General features: G+C 68.5%; 17 protein-coding genes and 2 pseudogenes. 8 read left to right on the plus strand and 11 right to left on the minus strand.

Annotation, left to right across the window (positions count from 1 at the left end; genetic code table 11):
• Positions 1–30: 30 nt before the first annotated feature.
• Positions 31–999, minus strand: a complete 969-nt coding sequence (locus FBY35_RS10785) for an AraC family transcriptional regulator (protein ID WP_142213580.1) — start codon at positions 997–999, stop codon at positions 31–33.
• 118 nt (positions 1,000–1,117) lie between these two features.
• Here FBY35_RS10785 and FBY35_RS10790 point away from each other — a divergent pair, with 118 nt between their 5' ends.
• From FBY35_RS10790 to glgB, 5 genes are all read left to right on the plus strand, one after another.
• The gene (locus FBY35_RS10790) at positions 1,118–2,047 is read left to right on the plus strand and encodes an SDR family oxidoreductase (RefSeq protein ID WP_186356905.1); all 930 of its coding nucleotides are present in this window, start codon (positions 1,118–1,120) and stop codon (positions 2,045–2,047) included.
• Between the two features lie 544 nt (positions 2,048–2,591).
• Positions 2,592–4,592 (plus strand): alpha-1,4-glucan--maltose-1-phosphate maltosyltransferase, encoded by a 2,001-nt coding sequence (locus FBY35_RS10795; protein ID WP_142213582.1) that lies wholly within the window; start codon positions 2,592–2,594, stop codon positions 4,590–4,592.
• Entirely contained in the window at positions 4,589–6,295 is a 1,707-nt protein-coding gene (gene treS / locus FBY35_RS10800; protein ID WP_142213583.1) for a maltose alpha-D-glucosyltransferase, read from the plus strand. Before FBY35_RS10795 ends, treS begins: the two co-directional genes overlap by 4 nt.
• A gap of 164 nt (positions 6,296–6,459) precedes the next feature.
• Positions 6,460–7,848, plus strand: a complete 1,389-nt coding sequence (locus FBY35_RS10805; RefSeq protein ID WP_142213584.1) for a maltokinase N-terminal cap-like domain-containing protein — start codon at positions 6,460–6,462, stop codon at positions 7,846–7,848.
• Between the two features lie 21 nt (positions 7,849–7,869).
• Positions 7,870–10,185 carry a 1,4-alpha-glucan branching enzyme gene (gene glgB / locus FBY35_RS10810; RefSeq protein ID WP_142213585.1) on the plus strand — a complete coding sequence of 772 codons (2,316 nt, stop codon included), beginning with the start codon at positions 7,870–7,872 and terminating at the stop codon, positions 10,183–10,185.
• Here glgB and FBY35_RS10815 read toward each other — a convergent pair.
• Entirely contained in the window at positions 10,160–12,370 is a 2,211-nt protein-coding gene (locus FBY35_RS10815; RefSeq protein ID WP_142213586.1) for an ATP-binding domain-containing protein, read from the minus strand. The two genes, glgB and FBY35_RS10815, sit on opposite strands and share 26 nt — an antisense overlap.
• Positions 12,371–12,542: 172 nt before the next feature.
• Here FBY35_RS10815 and FBY35_RS37995 point away from each other — a divergent pair.
• The 3 genes and pseudogenes from FBY35_RS37995 to FBY35_RS10825 all read left to right on the plus strand — a co-directional run.
• Positions 12,543–12,644 (plus strand): annotated as a pseudogene (locus tag FBY35_RS37995) (DUF6817 domain-containing protein); the annotation flags it as partial.
• Positions 12,645–12,812: 168 nt separating this feature from the next.
• Entirely contained in the window at positions 12,813–13,415 is a 603-nt protein-coding gene (locus FBY35_RS10820; protein ID WP_160159257.1) for a TetR/AcrR family transcriptional regulator, read from the plus strand.
• Between the two features lie 87 nt (positions 13,416–13,502).
• Entirely contained in the window at positions 13,503–14,360 is an 858-nt protein-coding gene (locus FBY35_RS10825) for a hypothetical protein (protein WP_142213588.1), read from the plus strand.
• A 99-nt stretch (positions 14,361–14,459) separates the two neighbouring features.
• Here FBY35_RS10825 and FBY35_RS10830 read toward each other — a convergent pair whose 3' ends face one another.
• The 9 genes and pseudogenes from FBY35_RS10830 to FBY35_RS10865 all read right to left on the minus strand — a co-directional run bounded on the left by FBY35_RS10830 (position 14,460) and on the right by FBY35_RS10865 (position 22,866).
• On the minus strand, positions 14,460–16,520 hold the full coding sequence (locus FBY35_RS10830) for a restriction endonuclease (protein WP_186356980.1): 2,061 nt from the start codon (positions 16,518–16,520) through the stop codon (positions 14,460–14,462).
• Between the two features lie 276 nt (positions 16,521–16,796).
• Positions 16,797–17,918 (minus strand): IS630 family transposase, encoded by a 1,122-nt coding sequence (locus FBY35_RS10835; protein ID WP_142213589.1) that lies wholly within the window; start codon positions 17,916–17,918, stop codon positions 16,797–16,799.
• A gap of 34 nt (positions 17,919–17,952) precedes the next feature.
• On the minus strand, positions 17,953–18,531 hold the full coding sequence (locus tag FBY35_RS10840; protein WP_142213590.1) for an HD family hydrolase: 579 nt from the start codon (positions 18,529–18,531) through the stop codon (positions 17,953–17,955).
• Positions 18,532–18,548: 17 nt separating this feature from the next.
• The gene (locus FBY35_RS10845; protein ID WP_260848578.1) at positions 18,549–19,556 is read right to left on the minus strand and encodes an XRE family transcriptional regulator; all 1,008 of its coding nucleotides are present in this window, start codon (positions 19,554–19,556) and stop codon (positions 18,549–18,551) included.
• 250 nt (positions 19,557–19,806) lie between these two features.
• Positions 19,807–20,127 carry a hypothetical protein gene (locus tag FBY35_RS38000; RefSeq protein WP_142213592.1) on the minus strand — a complete coding sequence of 107 codons (321 nt, stop codon included), beginning with the start codon at positions 20,125–20,127 and terminating at the stop codon, positions 19,807–19,809.
• 184 nt (positions 20,128–20,311) lie between these two features.
• A pseudogene (locus FBY35_RS38005) lies at positions 20,312–20,452 on the minus strand (RNA polymerase sigma factor); the annotation flags it as partial.
• A 70-nt stretch (positions 20,453–20,522) separates the two neighbouring features.
• The gene (gene trxA / locus FBY35_RS10855; RefSeq protein WP_142213593.1) at positions 20,523–20,855 is read right to left on the minus strand and encodes a thioredoxin; all 333 of its coding nucleotides are present in this window, start codon (positions 20,853–20,855) and stop codon (positions 20,523–20,525) included.
• A complete protein-coding gene (locus tag FBY35_RS10860; RefSeq protein ID WP_142213594.1) occupies positions 20,852–21,268 on the minus strand; it encodes a MerR family transcriptional regulator in 417 nt (138 codons plus the stop codon). The genes trxA and FBY35_RS10860 overlap by 4 nt, the downstream gene beginning before the upstream one ends.
• 29 nt (positions 21,269–21,297) lie before the next feature.
• Positions 21,298–22,866, minus strand: a complete 1,569-nt coding sequence (locus FBY35_RS10865) for a hypothetical protein (protein ID WP_313904671.1) — start codon at positions 22,864–22,866, stop codon at positions 21,298–21,300.
• Positions 22,867–22,937: the final 71 nt, after the last annotated feature.

A 22,937-nucleotide genomic window follows, 5' to 3' on the forward strand; every position in this document is an offset into this window, starting at 1 on the left:
ACCGTCCAGCGGTGATTAAGAACCGGCCAGTCATGCAGCTGAGGAGCCTCCCGATCTGTACTCTCCCGGCGTCATGCCGTACCACTTGCGGAAGGCCAGGTGAAAGCCGACCGAGCTCTGGTAGCCGACACGTTCCGGGACGGCCGACTGGGGCAGCGAAGTCTCGCCAAGCAGCCGGGCGGCCTCTTGCATCCGCCGCCCCGTCAGATGCCGGGCGGGCGCCTCGCCCACCAGCTCGCGGAAGGCCGCTGTGAACGCCGAGCGGGACATGCCGACCTCCCGGGCGAGCGACTCGATGGTCCAGGGCTCGGCGAAGCGTGTCGCGATGATGACCATGGCCCGGCTGATACCGGGATGGCGCAGAACCGGCAGTGCGGAGGGATTGCGGGCCAGTTCGCGCAGCAGCGGCCGCAGCGCGAGCACCAGCGCCATTTCGAAGGCGCGCAGCGTGATCAGCCGGTCGCCGGGGCCGACGGGACGGTCGGTGGCGGCGAGCAGCCGCAGTGTGTCGCGCAGCAGCGGCTCCCTGTCCACCTGGGAGTGGTCGAGCACCAGCGCCCAGGGCAGCGCCGTGTAGAGGTGGGTGGCCACGGAGGCGTCGTAGTGCAGCCCCGCGCAGAGCAGCCGGCTCTCTGGCCCTTCGCCCTCGATCCTGATCTCACCGGAGGTGCCGGGTGCCCGCTCGGGCAGCACGGTGCCGAGCGCGACGCCCCGCCGCTCGGGCCGGTCCGCGAGCCGGTGCGCGGCGCCGGTGGGGAACACGGCGAGGTCGCCCTCGTGCAGCTCGATCGGGGTCTGGCCCTCGGCCGTGACCCAGCAGCCGCCCTCGGTGATGAAGTGCAGTACGGCGCAGCTCTGTTCCGCGTCGCCCTCGATGGCCCAGGGGGCGCTGACATGCCAGCGGCTGTCGAAGACCCCGGTCAGACGTAAGGGCTTGAGCAGCTCGCTGAGGAGGTCGTCCCCTTCGCGCTCCGTCGGTTCCGTCTCCGTCGGTTCCATTGGACGATCCTTCAACCCCCGCCCCGGTTTGTTAATTGATCGGCCGAAGCTGCCGAAGCGAGCCTGGAAGAGCCGTTCACGGCAGCAGCCACACCCTATCGAAGGGCTCTTCAGACTCATGTCCGATCACATTCCGATGCGTGTAGCGGTCGTGGGGGCGACCGGGTTCCAAGGAGGTGCGACAGCCCGTCTGCTGGCCGAGCGGAAGCACCGCGTGCGCACACTGAGCCGCAAGCCCGAGGCCGATCGCCCGGAGCTTCCGGGAGTTTCCGTCGCGAGCGGCGACCTCGGCCGGTACGAGGACGTACGCCTGCTCTTCGAAGGGGCCACACACGCGGCGGTGGTGATGCCGCTGGTGTACCAGGCCGAGAAGGTCATGCGGTACGCCCAGCACATAGCGAAGGCGGCACGCGAGGCCGGGGTGGGGCGGCTGGTCTACAACGCCAACACCCGTGTCCCCGACCGGAGCACGAATGTGGTGGCCTTCGAGACCCGCCGGCTCGCCGAGACGGTGTTGCGCGAGAGTCTCGCCCACAGCGGCGTGGAGCTGGTGGTCGTGCGCCCGCCGGTCTATCTGGACAACCTCTTCAGCCCGTGGAACGGCCCGGCCCTGGTGAACGAGGGGGTGCTCGCCTACCCGCTGCCCGCCGACATCCCGGCGGCGTGGATCTCGCACCGGGACCTGGCGGAGGCGGTGTACGCCGCGCTCACGGTGGACGGTGTTGCGGGCCGCACCTTCGACATCGGCGGCGCGCAGACACTGACGGGCGACGAGCTCGCGACGGCCTTCGGGCAGGGCCTGGGGCGCGCGATCCGCTATGTGCCCCTGGAACCGGGCATCTTCGAGCAGAGCCTTGCCCAGATCCTGGGCACGGAGTCTGCGGCCGGCGTGTCGGGGATCTACCACTACATGGCCGCGGGCCTGGAGCCCGGACTGATGGCGGGCGACGAGGGCGAGTCGGCTGCGGCACTGTCGCTGAAGCCGGCGCCGGTGGACGAGTGGGTGACACGGCAGCCGTGGCAGATGTGGTCGGGAGAGCTGTCATGAGCGGGCGCGGGCCCGAGCCGAGCTGGGGAGCGTAGCCGGGCCGGGGCTCGGTGCTGTGAGGCGGTACGGGGCGCTGGCCCGGACGCGAGTCGCGTCGGGGCCCGCGCCCCGATTGCGTACGCCGCACACCCCCAGACCCAGGCCGCGCCCGATTGCGTACGCCACGTCCTGTGCAGTCACGTACGTCCGAGTAGTGCCGCACCCCCCCCCGGGGGCAACCCCCGGACCCCCGGCACGAACCCGACGAGCACACCCCCGACCCGGACCGCGTCCGATTGCGTACGCGGCGTCTTGTGCAGTCACGTACGTCCGAGTAGTTAACTCTCCACCGGATTGCCCACCCGACGACCGGGGGAAGGCTCATCCGGTACGCAGGCCCGCACCCTTCTCGACATCTTTCCGCCCACCCGAGTGAACGCGGACAGGAGCGGCCATGCCCGCAGCCCGCCAGCCGTCGACTGAGCAGCTACAAAGAACCAGCAAACCTCGCACACGTGCACAACGCGCTCAATCCGCCCTGCCCGCACAGCCCTCAGGTGATCCCATGATCGGTCGTATCCCCGTCCTGGACGTCCGTCCCCAAGTCGACTGCGGTAGGAGGCACGCAAAAGCGGTGACCGGTGAGACCTTCCAGGTCACCGCCACCGTCTTCCGGGAGGGTCATGACGCTGTCGCCGCCAATGTCGTCCTGCGCGACCCCACCGGACGTCCCGGCCCCTGGACTCCCATGCGTGAGCTCGCCCCCGGCACCGACCGCTGGGGCGCCGACGTCACCCCGGACGCCGAGGGGCGCTGGACCTTCGCCGTCGAGGCGTGGAGCGACCCTGTAGCCACCTGGCGGCACACCGCCGGGGTCAAGATTCCCGCCGGTATCGACACCGCGCTGGTGCTGGCCGAGGGCGCCGAGCTGTACGAGCGGGCCGCCGCCGGGGTTCCCAAGCGCGACGGACGCGAGGCCGTGCTCGCCGCCGTCGACGCCCTGCGTGACGAGGAGCGCCCCGCCGCCGCCCGGCTCGCCGCCGCCCTCGCCCCCGACGCCACCGCCGCGCTCGATCGCCACCCGCTGCGCGAACTGGTCACCGCCTCCCGGCCGTTGGCCCTGATCGTCGAGCGGCAGCGCGCCCTGTTCGGCTCCTGGTACGAGCTCTTCCCGCGCTCCGAGGGCGCGATCGTCAAGGAGGGCGCGCCGCCCGTCTCCGGCACCTTCCGCACCGCCGCCGAGCGGCTTCCGGCCGTCGCCGCGATGGGCTTCGACGTCGTCTATCTGCCGCCCGTCCACCCCATCGGCACCACCTACCGCAAGGGCCCGAACAACACCCTCTCCCCCGGTGCCCACGATGTCGGCGTCCCCTGGGCCATCGGCTCCCCCGACGGGGGCCATGACGCGCTCCACCCCGACCTCGGCACGTTCGAGGACTTCGACCATTTCGTGCAGACTGCGCGCGACCTGCGCATGGAGGTGGCGCTGGACTTCGCGCTCCAGTGCTCGCCCGACCACCCCTGGGTGGAGAAGCACCCCGAGTGGTTCCACCACCGCGCCGACGGCACGATCGCCTACGCCGAGAATCCGCCGAAGAAGTACCAGGACATCTACCCGATCGCCTTCGAGGCGGACATGCGCGGTCTGGTCAACGAGACGCTGCGTGTGCTGCGCCTCTGGATGGGCCACGGTGTACGGATCTTCCGCGTGGACAACCCGCACACCAAGCCCGTCATCTTCTGGGAGAAGGTGATCGCGGACATCAACCGCAGCGACCCCGATGTGATTTTCCTGGCCGAGGCGTTCACCCGTCCGGCGATGATGCACACCCTCGCCGCGATCGGCTTTCAGCAGTCGTACACGTACTTCACCTGGCGTAACACCAAGCAGGAACTCACCGAGTACCTCACCGAGCTCTCCGGCGAAGCCGCCTCGTACATGCGTCCCAATTTCTTCGTGAACACCCCCGACATCCTGCACGCCTATCTCCAGCACGGCGGGCGCCCGGCGTTCGAGGTGCGTGCGGTGCTGGCCGCGACGATGTCGCCGTCCTGGGGCATGTACGCAGGATACGAATGGTGCGAAAACGCCCCCCTGAGGGACGGCAGCGAGGAGTATCTGAACTCCGAGAAGTACCAACTGCGGCCGCGGGACTGGGAGTCGGCGGAACGCGAGGGCCGCACCATCACGCCCCTGATCACCGCCCTCAACCGGATCAGGCGCCGGCACCCCGCCCTGCAGCAGCTGCGGAACATCCACTTCCACCCCACCGACAACGAGGCGGTGATCGCGTACTCGAAAACGGCCGAGGGCGCTTCGGGTCCGAACACCGTGCTCGTCGTCGCCAACCTCGACCCCCACCACACCCAGGAGGCCACGGTCTCGTTGGACATGCCGCACCTCGGCCTCGACTGGCACGAGAGCGCACCGGTGCGCGACGAGCTCACCGGCGAGACCTATCACTGGGGCAGAGCCACCTATGTGCGCCTAGAGCCGGGCGTCACGCCCGCGCACATCGTCGTTCTGCGACCGTCCCCGCCGATCGGAGGGTCACCCACATCATGATCGTCAATGAGCCCGTCCACGACCTGTTCGAGGACACGCCGGCCAAGGACCGAGACCCCGACTGGTTCAAGCGGGCCGTCTTCTACGAAGTCCTGGTGCGTTCCTTCCAGGACAGCAACGGCGACGGCATCGGCGACCTCAAGGGCATCACCGCCAAACTCGACTATCTGCAGTGGCTGGGGGTCGACTGCCTCTGGCTCCCGCCGTTCTTCAAGTCCCCTCTGCGGGACGGCGGTTACGACGTCTCCGACTACACGGCGGTACTCCCCGACTTCGGCGACCTCGCCGACTTCGTGGAGTTCGTCGACGCCGCGCACCAGCGCGGCATGCGCGTCATCATCGACTTCGTCATGAACCACACCAGCGACCAGCACCCGTGGTTCCAGGAGTCCCGCAGCGATCCCGAGGGGCCCTACGGCGACTACTACGTCTGGGCCGACGACGACAAGCAGTTCCAGGACGCCAGGATCATCTTCGTCGACACCGAGACGTCCAACTGGACCTTCGATCCGGTGCGCAAGCAGTACTACTGGCACCGCTTCTTCTCCCACCAGCCCGATCTCAACTACGAGAACGCTGCGGTGCAGGAGGAGATCATCTCGGCGCTGCGCTTCTGGCTGGACCTGGGCATCGACGGTTTCCGTCTCGACGCCGTGCCGTATCTGTACCAGCAGGAGGGCACCAACTGCGAGAACCTCCCCGCCACCCATTCCTTCCTCAAGCGGGTGCGCAAGGAGATCGACGCCCATTACCCCGACACCGTGCTGCTGGCGGAGGCCAACCAGTGGCCCGAGGATGTCGTCGACTACTTCGGCGACTTCCCGGCCGGCGGCGACGAGTGCCATATGGCCTTCCACTTCCCGGTGATGCCGCGCATCTTCATGGCGGTACGGCGCGAGTCCCGCTACCCCGTCTCGGAAATCCTGTCCAAGACCCCGGCGATCCCGAAGAACTGCCAGTGGGGCATCTTCCTGCGCAACCACGACGAGCTGACCCTCGAAATGGTCACGGACGAAGAGCGCGACTACATGTACGCGGAATACGCCAAGGATCCGCGAATGCGCGCCAACATCGGCATCCGGCGCAGGCTCGCTCCCCTGCTCGACAACGACCGCAATCAGATCGAGCTGTTCACGGCGCTGCTGCTCTCGCTGCCCGGATCGCCGATCCTGTACTACGGCGACGAGATCGGGATGGGCGACAACATCTGGCTGGGCGACCGCGACGCCGTGCGCACCCCGATGCAGTGGACCCCCGACCGCAACGCGGGCTTCTCCTCCTGCGACCCCGGCCGGCTGTATCTGCCCACGATCATGGATCCGGTCTACGGCTACCAGGTCACCAATGTCGAGGCGTCGATGGCCTCGCCGTCCTCGCTGCTGCACTGGACCCGCCGGATGATCGAGATCCGCAAGCAGAACCGCGCCTTCGGCCTCGGCTCGTACACCGAACTGCCGTCGTCGAACCCGGCCGTGCTCGCCTTCACCCGGGAGTACAAGGACGATCTCGTGCTCTGCGTGCACAACTTCTCCCGGTTCGCGCAGCCCACCGAGCTCGATCTTCGGGCGTTCAGCGGCCGGCACCCGGTGGAGCTGATCGGTGGCGTGCGTTTTCCGGCCATCGGTCAGTGGCCCTATCTGCTGACTCTCGCAGGCCACGGCTTCTACTGGTTCCGGCTGCGCAAGGAAGCGGCCGCCACCTGACACACAGGTAACGAGAGGTGCCTCCCGCGGGGCGGTTTCCCCCGCCCCGCACCGGGCACTCTCCTCCTCATCCCCGCGCGCCGCCGGACAGCCACAGCTGCAATCCGGGACACTCTGCGCATACAGCGCCATTGGAGTGCATCTCGGGGAAAGGACGCGATGCCATGTCGGAGGCTGCATCCACCCGGACCCCCGTCGCTCTTCTCCCGTCCCTAGCGCCCCTGCTGCTCGCCTGGCTGCCGAGACAGCGCTGGTTCGCGGGCAAGGGCCATCCCCTCACCGGCTTCTCGCTCGTCTCCGCGACCGAACTGCTGCCGCTGGACTCCGCGACCGGTCCGGGGCTGCTGCATCTGCTCGTACGCGTCCAGCAGACCGGCCTTCCCGCCCCGTCGTCGCAGGACTGCTACCAACTCCTCCTCGGTGTGCGCAGGACGCTGCCACCGCACCTCGCGCCCGCGTTGATCGGCCATGTGACCGAGGGCCCGCTCACCGGGCGGACGGTGTACGAGGGGCTGCACGACCCGCGCCTGGCCGAGCTGATCCTGGAGCGGCTGCGCACGCCCGGTGCGCTGGGGCCGCTGCGCTTCGACCGCTTCGAGGCGGCCGGGAGGATCCCCGGCGGGCTCACCGCGCGCCCCCTGGAGGCCGAGCAGTCCAACTCCTCGCTGGTGTACGGCGACGCGTACATCCTCAAGCTCTTCCGCCGGGTCCACCCCGGCTCCAACCCCGATCTGGAGCTGCCGCTCGCGCTCGCCCGCGCCGGATGCGGCCGGGTCCCCGCGCCCGTCGCCTGGTTCGAGGCCACCGCGCCCGAGCCGTACACCCTCGGCGTGCTGCAGCCCTTCCTGCACGGCTCGCGCGACGGCTGGCTGCTCGCGCTCGAATCGCTGGCCGACGGGGGGACCTTCATTGAGGAGGCCCGCGCGCTCGGCCGGGTCACCGCCGAGGTGCACACGGCGCTGGCGAAGGAGCTGCCCACCGTGATGCTGCGCCGGCCGCAGGCCGAGCATCTGGCGGAGGCCATGACGGCGCGTCTGGACGCGGCCGCGCAGGCGGTGCCCGCGCTGCTGCCGTACGTTCCACGGCTGCGTGCCGCCTTCGACGCGATCGCCGCGCTCGGCAGGCGCGGCTGCGCCTGGCGGGCCCAGCGCGTCCACGGCGACCTCCATCTCGGGCAGACCCTGCGTGGCGGCGGCTCCCACAGCGACACTCACTGGTCGGTCATCGACTTCGAGGGCGAGCCGGCACGCCCGCTCGGCGAACGCCGCAGGCCACAGCCCACGGTGATAGATGTCGCCGGCATGCTGCGCTCGTTCGACTACGCCGCCCGCACCCACCGCCCGTGGAACCCGGCCTGGGCGGAACGCTGCCGTGCGGCCTACTGCGACGGCTATGCCGAGACCGCGGGCGCCGATCCCCGCACCGAACCCGAGCTGTTGCGCGCCTATGAGACGGACAAGGCCGTGTACGAGGTCGTCTACGAGGCCCGGCACCGCCCCGACTGGCTTCCGGTGCCGATGGCGGCGATCGACCGCCTGGCCGCCACCAACTGATCCGCCGAGGAGGCAGACCCCGTGACCGCCCGACCCCCGTCCCGTAATTCCTCCGACCCCCAAAGGCCCCGGCAGGCGGCTGACGCCGGGCCCCCCAAGCAGACGGACGCGCCACAGGCGCGGGCGGACGGCAGTCATGGCGTCCGGGCCGCCCATCCACTCCCGGACGGGGACCGGGAGCGGCTGCTGACCGGCTCCCACCACGATCCGCACTCCCTGCTGGGGGCGCACTCGGTCCGGGGCGGTGTCGAGCTGCGGGTGCTGCGTCCGTTCGCGCGGTCGGTGACCGTGCTCGCGAAGGGGCTGCGGGCAAAGCTGCACGAGGACGGTGACGGCTTCTTCTCGGGTGTCCTGCCGCTGCGCACCGTCCCGGAGTACCAGCTTCTCGTCGTCTACGACGACGCGACCGGGATCGAGGTGCAGGACCCGTACCGCTTCCTGCCCGCGCTCGGCGAGCTCGATCTGCATCTGATCGGCGAGGGGCGGCACGAGGAGCTGTGGAAGGCGCTCGGAGCGCACCCCATGGCACACCAGCAGGCGACGGGCACCCGGTTCACCGTGTGGGCGCCCAATGCCCGCGGGGTGCGGGTGGTGGGTGACTTCAACTACTGGGACGGCACCGGGTATCCGATGCGTTCGCTGGGCTCCTCCGGCGTGTGGGAGCTGTTCCTGCCCGGCGTCGGCGAGGGCGCCCTCTACAAGTTCGACATCACCCGCCCGGACGGCTCGCACACCCTGCGGGCCGATCCGATGGCACGGCGCAGCGAGGTGCCCCCCGCCACCGCGTCGATCGTCACCGAGTCCCACCATGTGTGGCACGACCAGGAGTGGATGGCGCACCGCGCGGACCGGCCGGTGCACGAGGCGCCCTTCTCCGTCTACGAAGTGCATCTCCCCTCCTGGCGGCCCGGACTCACCTACCGCCAGCTCGCCGCACAACTACCCGCGTACGTCCAGGACTTGGGCTTCACCCACGTGGAGCTGATGCCGGTCGCCGAGCATCCCTTCGGCGGCTCCTGGGGCTATCAGGTCACCGGCTTCTACGCACCGACCGCCCGGATGGGCACACCTGACGACTTCCGCCATCTGGTGGACGCCCTGCACCGGGCCGGGATCGGCGTACTGGTCGACTGGGTGCCCGCGCACTTCCCCAAGGACGACTGGGCGCTGGCGGAGTTCGACGGCCGCTCGCTGTACGAACACGAGGACCCGGCGCGTGCCGCGCACCCCGACTGGGGCACCCTCGAATTCGACTACGGCCGCAAGGAGGTACGCAACTTCCTGGTCGCCAACGCCACGTACTGGTGCGAGGAGTTCCACATCGACGGGCTGCGGGTCGACGCGGTCGCCTCGATGCTCTATCTCGACTACTCCCGCGAGCACAGCGAGTGGACGCCCAACGTGCACGGCGGCCGGGAGAACCTGGACGCGGTCGCCTTCCTCCAGGAGATGAACGCCACCGTCTACCGGCGCTGCCCCGGTGTCGTCACCATCGCCGAGGAGTCCACGGCCTGGGACGGCGTCACCCGCGCCACGCACCATGTGGGCCCGGGCGGTTTCGGCGGCCTCGGCTTCGGCCTGAAGTGGAACATGGGCTGGATGCACGACTCGCTGGGCTATGTCGAGCACGAGCCGGTGCACCGCAAGTTCCACCACAACGAGATGACGTTCTCGATGGTGTACGCGTACAGCGAGAACTACGTCCTGCCGATCTCGCACGACGAGGTGGTCCACGGCAAGCAGGCCCTGGTGAGCAAGATGCCCGGCGACTGGTGGCAGCAGCGCGCGAATCACCGCGCCTATCTGGGCTTCATGTGGGCGCATCCCGGTAAACAACTCCTCTTCATGGGCCAGGAGTTCGCCCAGGGAGCGGAGTGGTCGGAGGGCCACGGCCCCGACTGGTGGCTGCTGGATCCCTCCTACGCCGCGGAGGCGGACCACCGCGGCGTACGGGACCTCGTGCGCGACCTGAACACGGTCTACGCGGCCACCCCAGCCCTGTGGCAGCAGGACACGGACCCCGTCGGCTTCGCCTGGGTGGACGGCGACGCCGCCGAGGACAATGTCTTCGCCTTTCTGCGCTTCGACGCCACGGGCGCGCCGCTGCTCGCCGTCAGCAACTTCTCTCCGGTGGTACGCCACGAGTACCGCATCGGTGTTCCGGAGTCGGTCCAGGCGTGGACGGAGGTCCTCAACACGGACGCGGATCGCTACGGCGGCAGCGATGTGCTCAACCCCGACCCGCTGAAGCCGGAGTCGTTCCCCTGGCACGGCCGGCCGGTGAGCATCCAGCTCACGCTGCCGCCACTGGCTACCGTGTGGCTGCGGCCGGTCTGATGATCCCGAGCCGCTGGGTGGCCCGGGTGAGCGCCACATAGAGGTCGTTGGCGCTCATCCGGTCGGGGTCGACGACGAGGACCGTGTCGAATTCGAGGCCCTTCGCCTGGCGCGGATCGATGAGGACGACGGTCCGGGAAAGGTCCAGCGGCCCGTCGTTCCCTTCCAGTCCCGCGAGTCCGGCGTGCAGCTCGCGCGGGGCGATCACCGCGAGCCTGCCCTCCTCGGGGGCCTCCTCGGCGGCGATCCGGGCCACCTCGCCGAGCGGCAGGGTCCGCTCCCAGGGCTCCACACCCGTCGAGCGGATGGAGTGCGGCGGCTCGAAACCGGGGTCGGTGGCCCGCCGCCGCTCGGATGCGTACTCCATGATCTCGGCGGGCGTACGGTAGTTGACGCCGAGCCGGGCCAGCTGCCAGCGGTCTTGGACGTAAGGGGCGAGGATCTCCTGCCAGGAATCGCACCCTGCCAGGTCACCGGTCTGCGCCGGGTCGCCGACCAGCGTCATCGAACGGGTGGGACTGCGCCGCATCAACAGCCGCCAGGCCATCGCCGACAGCTCCTGCGCCTCGTCGACGATGATGTGCCCGAAGGCCCAGGTGCGGTCTTCGGCGGCGCGCTCGGCGGCGCTGCGGTGGTCGGCCTCCTCCTGCCGCTCGGCCATCCGCTCGGCATCGATGATGTCGTGCGCGGCCAGGACTTCGGACGCGTCTTCGTCGATGTCCTGCTTGTCCTCGAACTCGTAGGTGCGGGAGGCGTACGAGACGTCCAGGACGCCCTGCGCGTAGGCGATCTGCCGGGCCCGCTCGGCCTCGGCGGCGGCCAGGGCCGCGGAGTTGTCCTCGCCCAGCAGTTCGGCGGCCTCGTCGAGGAGCGGCACGTCGGCCGCGGTCCATCCGCCGCCGTTGCGCCGGATCAACGCGGCGTCGTCATCGGGCAGATGTGTGGGATCCGCGAGATAGTCCGCGAGGAACTGCTGCGGGGTGAGCGGGGGCCACAGCGACGCGATGGCGGCGTGCACCTCGGGACTTGCGGCGATGCCCTTGCCGAGCAGGGCGATGTCGTCTGCGCCGAGGAAGTTCGGGCCTCCGTAGGGGTCTGCGCCGATCCGGTCGACGAGCTGGGTGGTCAGGTCGTCGATGAGCCGGAAGACGAAGTGCGGGCGGGCCAGATTGTGCGGCAGGCCGGTCTCGCGGGCCTTGTGCCGGGCCTCGACGGCGGTGTCCCAGTCGAGCAGCAGGTCCCCGTCGTCGTGCCGGATGACGACGGGGGCGTCCTTCTCGGGCACCTGCTGCCGGTCCCGTACGGCCTCGGCCAGGACTCCGGCCATGTCCGCGCGGCCCTTGACGGCCGCTGCGGCGGGGCTGTCCGTGCCGGTGACGCCGACGCCCGGAAAAAGCTCGCCGACGGTCGCCAGCAGCACGCCCGTCTCCCCGAGCGAGGGCAGCACCTCGCCGATGTAGCCCAGGAAAGCCGGGTTGGGCCCGACGATCAGCACGGCACGCTTGGCCAGCTGCTCCCGGTTCGCGTACAGGAGATACGCGGCCCGGTGCAGCGCGACCGCGGTCTTCCCGGTGCCGGGTCCACCCTCGACGACGAGCACTCCGCCGTGCGGGGCGCGGATGATGTGGTCCTGCTCGGCCTGGATGGTCGACACGATGTCGCCCATCCGTCCGGTACGGGCACTGTTCAGCGCGGCGAGCAGCACCTCGTCGGCGTCGTGCGACTCGTATCCGGTGCGGGTGGTGTCGGCGAGATCCATGATCTCGTCGTGCAGCGCTGTGACGGTGCGGCCCCGGGTGGTGATGTGCCTCCTGCGGCGCAGCCCCATCGGCTCATATCCGGTCGCGAGATAAAACGGCCGCGCGACGGGAGCCCTCCAGTCGATGAGCAGCGGAGTCCGTTCGGCGTCGTCGCGCCGGATTCCCGTACGCCCGATGTGGTACGTGACTGCGTCGCGCCGGTCGATCCGCCCGAAACAGAGCCCGGTGTCGGCGGCATTCAGCGCGGAGAGCGTGGCGGAGTACTCGGCCACGCCGACATCGCGCTCCACCAGCGCCTGCCGATCGTTGCTGACCTGCGCGATCGTGGCGTTCATGGCGGCTTCGGCCTCGGCCCTGAGCTGGTCGAGCCGCTCGTGGGCGAGGGAGACGAATTGTTGTTCCTGCCGCAATTCCTCGCTTGACAATTCAGCTCCTGACGCGATACAGTGCGTTTATTGAACTTCTCCACGCTTTTCCGTGTGCGTGAACACGGAAACACTTAATATACGCAGAGAATAACCCCGGCCGTCAATTCGGTTCCGGGGTATTTTTCTGTCCCTGGACTTCTCGGGGAGTACGAGGGAAGCGGTCGCGCTGCTGCGGGAGCACGGCGCCGAGGGAATGGAGCACCCGGGCGGGACACTGCTCGCCCACCTGGACCGGGTCCGGCAGCGTCTGTCGGAGTGGGGCGCTCGGCCGGAACTCCAGCCGGCCAGGTGGCGCCCGCTGCTGAGCGAGGCGGCGTGGCAGGACGTGCGCCAAGTGCTGGCGCATGACCGCCAACTCCCGGTGCATGCAAGAGTATTGACGGGGGTTCACCGCCGGTTCGAGAATGACACGTCATTCCGCCGAGGGAGGGGTTCGACCGTGCCCAGGGGTGTTGTCGACAAGCGCGACGCGATACTGCGCGCGGCGGGAAAGGTGTTCGCCGAGCGCGGCTACCACGCGACCGGTATCTCCGACATCGCCCAGGAACTCGGGGCCGGACACGGCACGTTCTACCGGTACTTCAAGAACAAGGAGGACATCGCGCGCAGCGTGGTGTCGCGTGCGCTGGGCCAGGTGATGGACGCCCTCTCCGACGAGGATCCCGGCTCCTCACAGACACTGCCGCAGTACAGGCAACAGGTCGGACGCATCGGCAACAAGCTGTTCGACCTCGTCACCGCTGAACCCGCGCTGTGCCACATCCTGTTCTACGACGCGATCGCCATCGACCGGGCCGAGCCGGATCTGGCCGGCCGGGCCATGGACGCAGCGGCCCAGTACACCGCCGCCTTCATCCGCAACGGACAGGACCGCGGCTTCCTGCGCCGTGATGTGGACGCGCACGTGGTCGGGCTCGCCGTCAACGGAATCATCGTGACCGGGGCGGTGCGGCTCCTGCACGCACAGGACCCCGATGCCATGCGCGAGCCGTGGATTCGCACCGTGGAGACACTCATGTTCGACGGCCTCGGCTCCCCCTGAGCCGCAGGCCCGCAGGACCGCTCAATTCTTATGCCCTGCTTCTGCCTTCAGAACGGAATGACATGTCATTCCGGAGAGGAGAGCACGATGGTCCAGGTCGATGTCTTCTGGTCCTACGGAATCGGCGCGAGCTTCGCGACCGCCGCCACGCATCAGCTCACGAGCAGGACAGGCCCCGCGAGTCGCGTCGGCCGGTGGTCGGACCCGTACTTGATGGCGACCGTCCTCTACTGCGCGGTTCTGTTCGCCCCCAGCGGTGCGTGGCTGCTGTGGGGCTTCCCGGACTGGGAAACAATGCAGGCCGCCGGCGGGCACGGTTCGCTGCCCGCCTGGCTGGTCGCCCTGTTCGCCGCGACGAACGTCAGCCAGGGCGTGCTGGGTTACTGGGTCGCGTCGCGCCTCATCGCGTCCGGGCGCGTCTACGCGGCCTACCTTCAGGCCGGGATCGGATACACCGGCATGTTCTTCATCCTCGTTCACGGGTGGGACGGCCGCGGGTACCAGCGATTCTTCTCCGCGGATCGCGAGACGTTCGCCTCCTGGCCGGCGCAGCCCGGCCCGGGGGAAGCTCTCTCCCGCATGGGCGACTGGCTGACCTCGCCGGTCGCGCTGACGCTCTACGGGATGGGTGTCGTGCTGGTTCCGGTGATGCTGGCACTGATGATCCGCTGGCTCCGGTCCGGTCAGCGCGAGGCCGCCGCCGCAAAGGTGACGGGACGGCTTCGCATCCTCGGTGCCGTCCTGGGAGCGGTCTTCGGGCTCGCGCTCGGCACGGCGGTGGGCGCCTCCGTCCTTGTACACCTGCTGGGTTGGTGGCTCGGCGTCCCGTTCGCCGTCGTCCTCGCCGCGCTGCTGGTGGTACGACGGGGTGCCGCGGCCGACCGTCTCTTCGCGATGCTCGCGCTTCCGGCGAGGGGAACGGCGGGCCTGGAGCCTGTCCGGTGAGTAGCCCGGCGGCAGACTGGCGGTTACTGCACCCCGTGAGGTGGGCCATCAATGCGCGTTCACAGAACCTAACCGTGATGCTTGCGGCTCTCAGCCGATCTACTCCACCTCGATGCCGTAGTCCTGAACGAGTTCCTCCAGGCCGCCCGCGTAGCCCTTGCCACCAAGGACGAAGTCCCAGTCCCCGCTGGACCTTCGGCGGAAGGAACCGAGTACCAAGGCGGTTTCACTTGGCCGGCCGTCGGAGACCTCAAGCCGTCCCTGCTCGGCCATTCCCGGATCGAGTAGCCGGATGCAGGCTTCAGTGAAGCCGGAGAGATCGGCGTCGGGGTTGACCTCCGGGTCGATAGCAGCCACGAGCACAAATCGATCAGCGCCCTCAGGCAGCCCGTCGAAGGAGACACAGATCGCTGCCTTGTCCGGCGCTGCGGCGGGAAGAGCACGCACTGAGCCGTCCGGAGTCTGCGGGTTGTTGAAGAAGACGAAGTGATCGTCGCTGAGGACGCGACTGCCACGGCAGACGAGAGCACAAACGTCCAGGGCGACGCTGCCATTCCAAGACATGCCCAGGACGCTGTAGTCGTCAGGCAAACGAGTGGGCGGAACCGAAGGTCGCGGCTGCGCAGCAGCTTGTCGACCACCCTCGCCCAGTCGCCCACGCAGCCCATGCCGATGCAGCAGATCGACCAGCTCAGAGCCCGAGATAAGTTCCAGCGGCTTGCCATTGGCGAAGGTGTGTGAACCAGGGCCAAACCCTGACGTCGTTACGAGGACACCCTTGTTGGCGCCAGCGTCCTGCACAGTCCCGTACAAGTCACGCACGGCCGTGGGAGGTACCGTGTTCCGGTAGCGCTTCACCTGCACGACGATCTTGCCGCCTCGGATCGGTGTCGGATCCAAGGCGTCAACGTCCACACCGCCATCGTTTGAACGTTGAGTCGTCACCGCCTGCATCCCCATGGCACGGAAGAGGTCGGCGACTAGATTCTCGAAGGCGATCGGATCCATGGCGTACAGATCCGGTTCCTCATCGTTTCCGTGGGCGACAACGCGGTTCCCGGCATCTTGCGGCCGCCTACTCGGCCGTACGGGTGTGAGTTGGTCCGGCCTAGCCGAGAGCTGCCCACGCAGGGCGTCAGCCAGACAACTACCTGCGTCCACCTGTGCCAGGTGCAGTTCACGGAACGAGGAGCGCGGGGCCATGACAGTTGCGAGGAAGATATGGCCCGGTCGGCCCGTCGTAGGGTCGTGTCCATCGACGAACCCGTTCAAGGCCACCGACTCAAGCGCACTCAGGTCATCTGCCGCGAAGAGCTGGTGCAATACGAGCAGCATGCACTCCGCGAGCACTTCCCTATATAAAGCTCGGCGCTGGCCTACGGGACGGGGGGTCTCCTTGTCCTGATCGACCGCGGACATGTACCGAACAGACTTGACCTCAGGCACGATGCTGTAGCCGGGCAACTCCCAATCCAGCACCAACTGTCGGGCTGCCGGGTCGTAGGCTGCCGCAATCTGACGCGGGAAACCTTCAGGCCACGCCGTTGAGGCATAGAGAGCGGCGGAGAAGTACTCGACCACTGAATCGGGATCCCGGCGCCTTACGCCTTCAGTTACCGCGACGACGCCGGCGTTGTGTGCACGTACCTCAGCCAACTGAGCATCCGCCCACCGCAGGTACTCCTGCTGGTACGACGCCAGCTGCTGCTGTCGGCGAGCCTCCGCAGCCTGGGCGGTGTGCCAGTCCCGCTCGAAGCGCGCCTGTGCTTCAGCCTGTGCCTGAGCCCGGCGACTCGCGGTCCAACCGCTCTGCGTTTGGTACTGATTGAAATCCGGCATGGGCACGGGCTGAGCTAACGGTCCCGGGGCGAAGGGCTGGACCTCCTCATGCCGCATGAGTGAGGAAGCCCTGAAAGCCGGGGCTTGACAACCCGATGCGAGAAGAACTTGCAGTGACGCAACCTGCGCGTCCAGTTCCTCCGTACGACGTAGCGCCTCTGCCTGCCTGTACTCGCGGTGGCTCTGGGCGGCTCGTCGCTCGTAGGCTCGCGCTTGCTGAGCTTCTCGTCTCCGCTGTCTGGCTTCGGCTTCTAGCTGGCGCTGCTGTTGCCTTTGCATCTCAGCCCACACGCCGACGAAACCAGTAGAGCGACGACTCATGTGCTGCAGGCCCTCCCCAGGACGTTGGCAGCCGAAAGGCGCTTTGGTTGTCCCCACAACCAGTTGTAACGACACGACTCTATCCAGCAACTGCCGTCTCGCATATCCATTCATCGTAGGCAACCGGTTCGGGCCATACCCGCAGGTCACCTGTACTGGAGGGTAACCAAGTCCGGGCTGGGCGGCAGTGCCCGAGCGATCGCGCTTGGAACGTTGAGCCCACGAGTTGCGCCAGCCGCAGAAAGGACTGCGACGAGGCTTGAAGTGGACCATGTCCTAGTGTCCTGCGCCGGAGATCCGTCGGCAGAAGCGGGCGAGGGATTCGAGGATTTCCTCGGCTGTCTTGGTCCAGATGAACGGCTTGGGGTCTTCGTTCCAGTTCCGGACCCACTTGCGGATGTCGGCTTCGAGGGCCTGCACGTTCTTGTGGGCGCCGCGGCGGATCATCTGGTCGGCCAGGAAGCCGAACCACCGCTCGACCTGGTTGATCCAGGAGGAGCCGGTCGGGGTGAAGTGCATATGAAAGCGTGGGTGCTTGGCCAGCCACGTCCTGATCGCGGGCGTCTTGTGGGTTCCGTAGTTATCGCAGATCAGGTGGACCGCCAGGTGCGCGGGCACTTCCTTGTCGATCCGGATCAGGAACTTCTTGAACTCCGCTGCCCGGTGTCGGCGGTGCAGGGCACTGATGACGTCGCCGGTGGCGACGTCGAATGCGGCGAACAAGGTAGTCAGCCCGTTGCGGACGTAGTCGTGGGTGCGCCGTTCGGGCATGCCCGGCATTATCGGCAGCACCGGCTGAGACCGGTCCAGGGCCTGGATCTGCGACTTCTCGTCCACCGAGAGGACCACCGCGCCTTCGGGCGGGTTGAAGTACAGCCCGACGACGTCGTAGACCTTCTCCACGAACAGCGGGTCCGTCGACAGCTTGAAGGTGTCTGTCAGATGCGGTTTGAGCTGGAACTTCCGCCAGATCCGGCCGACGGTGGACTTCGACAGGCCGCTGTGCTCCGCCATCGACTTCCGCGACCAGTGGGTGGCGTTCTTCGGGATCTCCTCCAGCGTCGTGACCACGACCGCCTCCACCTGATCAACGCTGATGGTGGGCGGCCGGCCCGGCCGGGGCTCGTCGACCAGGCCGTCGAGCCGCTCCGCCAGGAACCGGCGCCGCCACTTGCGGACGGTGTCGGCAGCCACCCGCAATTCGCGGGCGACCGCGACGATCGGCGGTACCTCCGGACCCGCGCACGCCAGCACGATCCGCGCGCGCAGGGCCAGCGCCTGGGCCGACGACGCCCGCCGCGTCCACCGCTCCAACACTGCCCGCTCGTCATCAGACAGCAGCAACGGTTCCAGCTTCGGGCCCCGACGAGGAACTGACGCACCAGCAGCAGAAGTCACGCAACTACTAACGATCAACTACTGGCGCAGGACACTAGCGGAGATACGTCTGTTGCCACTCCACGGACGTCATGTTCAGCGCGGCTTCCGCAAGCGCCTGGGCAGATGCTGTCTTGAGGTTGTTCCGGCTGGTGTCGATCCAGTTCTGAACGTTCTGGTGCCCTTGCTCTCGGTACTCGACGGCCTGTACCAAGCATTCGAGCTTGTCGGCGTCGTGCGCCACGATCACTTCTAGGCTGCTGCTGTTCTCGTACTCCTCGACGATGCGCTGGATCCCCTCCCGCACCGCAGGGTAGGCGGCAGAAACCTGGTCGGCGGTGACCTTCTCATTGCTCGCCGCGTCCAAATAGCGGCGGCCGATGTGCGGAATGTCGCTGACCCGGGTCTCCTGCGTGTCGTGGAAGGTGCACAGCAGCGCGACCTTCGCCGGATCCGCGCCCTCCATCAGAGCCAGCACGGCCCCGATGACTGCTGTACGGAACGAATGCTCCGCAATCGTCTCTGGATCCTTGACCCCGGCGATCCACCAGCCTGAGCGCTTCGCCCGCTTGAGCATGCCCATCTCCATCAGGAACCCAGCAGTTCCTTTGGCCTGGTCGGTCTCTTCCGCCATGTGGTGCCTCCGGTCTCTCATGTGCCGTACTCGCGTAGAACGTAATGCACAGCGCTGAGTTCGCGCCGGGATCTTTGGGAGACGAGATTTCCGTCGAGCAGTCGGCAGGCGCGGCCATCAAGATCAGAGGCTAGCCCCGGTGACGCCTGGGGCAGCCATGTGTTCGTGGTCAGGAGCGCCCAGATCGAATGGACGTACAAGTCGACATATCCGGGTGCCTGGTGGAGGCCCTGCGCCAGCCCGCGACGGAGCAAGGTGACAGGGTCCCAGTCGGCCCGGTTCCGGTCGCGCATGAATGCGTCATCGGCTTGGGGTTGGCTGAATGCCCCAAGCCAGTATGCCCAGTAGTTGAGGTTCGCCGTCTCCCCGTCGTCGTCATCAGCCATGGATCGCTCGATGAAATCGAGGAGAGGTTGGGGATCGCCCAACCGCGCGAGAGCCGTTGCGGTGGAGCGGGCCTCTGCCCACTGCGGTGACCACCCGCGGACCGAGAGCACGCCTCTGCGGTCGTGGAGCGCGCGAACCGCCCACGAGGTGGCTTCGGGACTCCGGTCGTACGACGCGAGATAGAGCGCCTGTCGGTGCAGAAGTATCCCGTTGCTTCCCATCCTGGTTGCGGCCGCGGCAGTGCTACGAAGGTGAGAGAAGAACGCGCTGCGATCCTGCGCGGGCATAAGCGGGGCGGTGGCAACAGGGCCGCGCCGCGCCGGAACCGGACTGTTCGCAAGGACGGGCGGAGTCGTTCCATTTACCGCCCAGTCGATCAGGTGCGCGGTGTCGCGCGTGTGCACCCATCCCGCGAGCGGATGGAGTTCGGTCCGCAGTGAGGGATCAAGAGCGGCACCAACAATCCGATCCGCATCCATCGCCGCATCCAGGAGGCCGACGACTGTCCGATCCGCACCGAGGGCCAGTAACCGGTGCCGAAGCGCAAGCAGCGCTCCGGCCTTCATGTTGGCGACAGGCCGACGTCCGGATTCCCAGCCCTGCACGGTGGCCAGGTCGACCCCCAGGTCTTCCGCCATACCGGATTGCGTGCGAGGGACGCTCTCCCTGGCCATACGCAGTACAAACCCGGTGATGGTGCCCGTGACCGCACGTCGCCGTGCAGGCCGCCTCGCGTCCATGACGCTCCCCGAATGCGCTCCGTCTCCAAACACGTACCCACAGTCAAATACACAGACCGTATGGCTGGGTGAGCCCTCCGGGCCGTCGTGGCAGCTCCCCGTCTGATACGCGCGAGAGCTCGACAAGGCTCGCCGCACTCCTGAGACGCTAGGAGCGTGTCCCAGTAGCAGGCAACCCGCCTGTCGGAGCCTGCGTGGGCGGGGCGGCGAGCTGGGCGGCGCGGATGGTGAGGTAGTGCCGTTCCGGGAGGCTGGCCGTACGGTTTGCTGCTGCGCGGTAGCTCTCGATCGCGGCTTGAAGGTCGCCGGCCATCTCCAGGAGATGGGCCTTGGCGGCGTAGAGGCTATGGTGCTCCGCCAGGCGTCCGTCGGACTCCAGAACCCTCAGCATGGCGAGGCCTGCAGTCGGGCCGTGCACCATGGCGGCGGCGACGGCGCGGTTGAGCGAGACCAGGGGATTGGGCGACATGTGTTCCAGCACTCCGTACAGCGCGAGGATCTGGGGCCAATCGGTCTCCTCGACGGTCGCCGCCTCGTCGTGAACGGCGGCTACAGCCGCCTGGATCTGGTAAGGGCCGACGGGGCCCGTGGGGCATGGCTTCGGTGATGAGCGCGACTCCCTCGGCGATCGCCTTCTCGTCCCAGAGTGTTCGGTCCTGTTCGACCAGCGGGATGAGCTCGCCGCCCGGCCCTGTGCGCGCCGGGCTCCGGGCGTCGGTGAGCAGCTCACACTCGTGCGCCCCCTGTCGGGCGCTCTCACCGATAGGTAGAAGCGCGCCCGACGATTTCGACATCCCCGAGCAAGAATCTGCGAAAGATTCCTGGAAGCAGCTCCGCTTTCCGCCCTACAGCTGACTCACGCTGCTAGATCACGTCCTCCAGCTCCTGGAGCAGCCGTCGCTTGGGACGGGCGCCCACCATCGACATCAGTGGTTCGCCCTCGCGGAACACCATCAGCGTCGGCATCGACAGCACGGCGTACCGCGTCGTCGTCTCCGGGTTGGTGTCCACATCGAGCTGGACCACCTTGAGCCGGTCGGCCTCCTCGCTCGCCAACGCGCTGAGCACGGGGGCGAGTTGGCGGCAAGGGCCGCACCAGTCGGCCGTGAACTCGACCAGGACCGGGCGGTCGGACCTGAGCACCTCGTCGTCGAAGTCGGCGTCCGTCACCTCGGCGACGCCTGCTGCGTGGATCATGCCTGTTCTCCTCCGTCGGTCACCTGGGTCAGCTCGCACAGCGGCTCGGGACCGCCCGGCAGCTCCGCCTCGGCGCGGGCGAGCTGAGCGCCCACCTGGGCGCGTACCGACTGAAGCCGGCCGATGAGCGTGTCCAGCTCGCCGAGCTTGGCGCGGTAGACGGCGATCGAGGCGGGACAGGAGTCCCCGGCCGGATGCCCGGCGCGCAGGCACTCGACGAACGGCCGCGTCTCCTCCAGGCCGAACCCGAAGTCCTGGAGGGTCCGGATCTGCTGGAGCAGTCGCAGGTCGTCCTCGTTGTACGTGCGGTAGCCGTTCACCGCCCGCCGGGCGGGCAGAAGCCCGCGGGACTCGTAGTAGCGCAGGGTGCGGGTGGTGGTTCCGGCCCGTTCCGCGAGCTCGCCGATTCGCATGTCTTCGACGGTAGTCCTTGACGTCGGCGTCAGGGCAAGAGCGTCGGCGGCAGGTAGACGCGGTAGGTTTCCCGGCCGCGTACGTGCGGCAGGGCGGTGGTCCGCCAGGTGCGCGCGTACGCCGGTGGAGCGTTGCCGCCGGCCACGACGACGGCCACCGGCATGCGGTGGGTGGCGGCCACGATGCCGTCGGACGTGATGCTGGCGTCATGGCCTCCGGACTGGCGTGAGGCGCATCCCGCGTAGTACGCGATCGGGACGGCATCGTGGCCGCTGACCATGCAGGGCGGGCGGACGCCCAGCCGGTGCAGCCCGGTGGCGATCGCCGAGTAGTGCGCACGCAGGGAGCGGTTGACGTCCAGCATGTGGCGGAGCACTCCGTACTGGACCGCGAGGTGGCCGGTGAGTGCCAGGGCGAGGACTCCGGCACCGACCGGCCTGAGTGACGGCCGGACGGCGGTGACCAGGAAGACGGACAGGAAGACCAGGCATTCGGCCACGGGCAGCGACAGGAGCGCGTAGGCGGGGAGGAGAAAACGTGGCGCGGCGTATTCGATGAGGAAGAGGTACGGCACCGAGAGCGCTGCCGCGGTGAAGGTCGCGAGCAAAGCGGCTGCGCCTCGGTGCGTACGGGGGCCCGGGGGTGAGCCGGACCGCCAGGGCTCCCGGGAATCCCGGTCCGCGCGCAACGCCGCCCAGATGCCCCCGGCCGTGAGCACCGGCAGGGCGAACCACCATGCCGCCGCCACCGGGTGCTTCCAGGGCACGTCGCACGGGCGGCACAGCGAACGCCCGTCGAGCGCCCGCACCTGGTCGTCCACGGCCAGGTGCCAGCCGAGGCCGCCCTGGATCTCGCTCGCCCGGTGGAGCCGGGCGCCCAGACCTCCGTAGTGCGCGTACGCCTCGACGACCCATGGCACGGCCCCGAGCAGGAACCCGATGACGACCGCGGCGAACACCGCCGGACGGCGCCGCCCCGGAACCAGCAGCGCCGCGGCGGCGAGCGGCAGGGCCAGCCACAGCCCGTCGGAAGGGCGCATGAGCACAACGACGGCGACGGCGCACCCGGCGCCGGCCACGGCCCTGCGCTCCCCCGGACGGGGCACGGCTCGCAGGAACCAGCCGACGGCGGCCAGGGCCCCGAGCGCGCACCACAGATTGGGCATGGCCTGGGGGCCGTAGAAGACCGTGATCCACAGGCCGGCGAACACCGCGCCCGCGCCGCCGAGCACGGCGACGGGCACCAGTCTGCGCCAGATCCACAGGCAGGCGAACAGCCCGGCGCCGGACAGCAGCGCCAGGTAGACCCGGATCGCGGTGGTGGAGGCAGTCAGGGAGGCCACTGGAGCGACGAGGTAGGAAATCCCCCGCGCGCGGGGTGCGCTGAAGTACGCGGGCGGGGCATTCCCCCCGACCTGGCTGACGTAGACGGTCTCGTCCCAGCCGAGCCCGGACCCCGGTACCACCAGGATCAGCTGAGCGGCGGTGAAGGCCACCGCGACGGTCAGCAGCCACGGCAGCGGCCGGCCCCCTGTCGTCCATGGCGACCGGCCGCGCATGGGGACAGGCACCGGGTGCAGCGCCAGGCGTTCTTGCATGGTGAAGTCCTCGCCGAGAGCCCGGGCCGGGAGGGGACGGGTACGCCGGTAACACTGCGGCGGGGGCGGGA

Origin of the sequence: Streptomyces sp. SLBN-118, from assembly GCF_006715635.1 — a bacterium.
GTDB lineage: Bacteria > Actinomycetota > Actinomycetes > Streptomycetales > Streptomycetaceae > Streptomyces.

Bases quoted from the DNA above. Each gene is read 5' to 3' on its own strand.
- FBY35_RS10785 (WP_142213580.1), bottom strand. From the start codon at position 999: ATGGAACCGACGGAGACGGAACCGACGGAGCGCGAAGGGGACGACCTC.
- FBY35_RS10790 (WP_186356905.1), top strand. From the start codon at position 1,118: ATGTCCGATCACATTCCGATGCGTGTAGCGGTCGTGGGGGCGACCGGG.
- FBY35_RS10795 (WP_142213582.1), top strand. From the start codon at position 2,592: ATGATCGGTCGTATCCCCGTCCTGGACGTCCGTCCCCAAGTCGACTGC.
- treS (WP_142213583.1), top strand. From the start codon at position 4,589: ATGATCGTCAATGAGCCCGTCCACGACCTGTTCGAGGACACGCCGGCC.
- FBY35_RS10805 (WP_142213584.1), top strand. From the start codon at position 6,460: ATGTCGGAGGCTGCATCCACCCGGACCCCCGTCGCTCTTCTCCCGTCC.
- FBY35_RS10825 (WP_142213588.1), top strand. From the start codon at position 13,503: ATGGTCCAGGTCGATGTCTTCTGGTCCTACGGAATCGGCGCGAGCTTC.
- FBY35_RS10830 (WP_186356980.1), bottom strand. From the start codon at position 16,520: ATGAGTCGTCGCTCTACTGGTTTCGTCGGCGTGTGGGCTGAGATGCAA.
- FBY35_RS10840 (WP_142213590.1), bottom strand. From the start codon at position 18,531: ATGGCGGAAGAGACCGACCAGGCCAAAGGAACTGCTGGGTTCCTGATG.
- FBY35_RS10845 (WP_260848578.1), bottom strand. From the start codon at position 19,556: ATGGCGGAAGACCTGGGGGTCGACCTGGCCACCGTGCAGGGCTGGGAA.
- FBY35_RS38000 (WP_142213592.1), bottom strand. From the start codon at position 20,127: ATGTCGCCCAATCCCCTGGTCTCGCTCAACCGCGCCGTCGCCGCCGCC.
- trxA (WP_142213593.1), bottom strand. From the start codon at position 20,855: ATGATCCACGCAGCAGGCGTCGCCGAGGTGACGGACGCCGACTTCGAC.
- FBY35_RS10860 (WP_142213594.1), bottom strand. From the start codon at position 21,268: ATGCGAATCGGCGAGCTCGCGGAACGGGCCGGAACCACCACCCGCACC.
- FBY35_RS10865 (WP_313904671.1), bottom strand. From the start codon at position 22,866: ATGCAAGAACGCCTGGCGCTGCACCCGGTGCCTGTCCCCATGCGCGGC.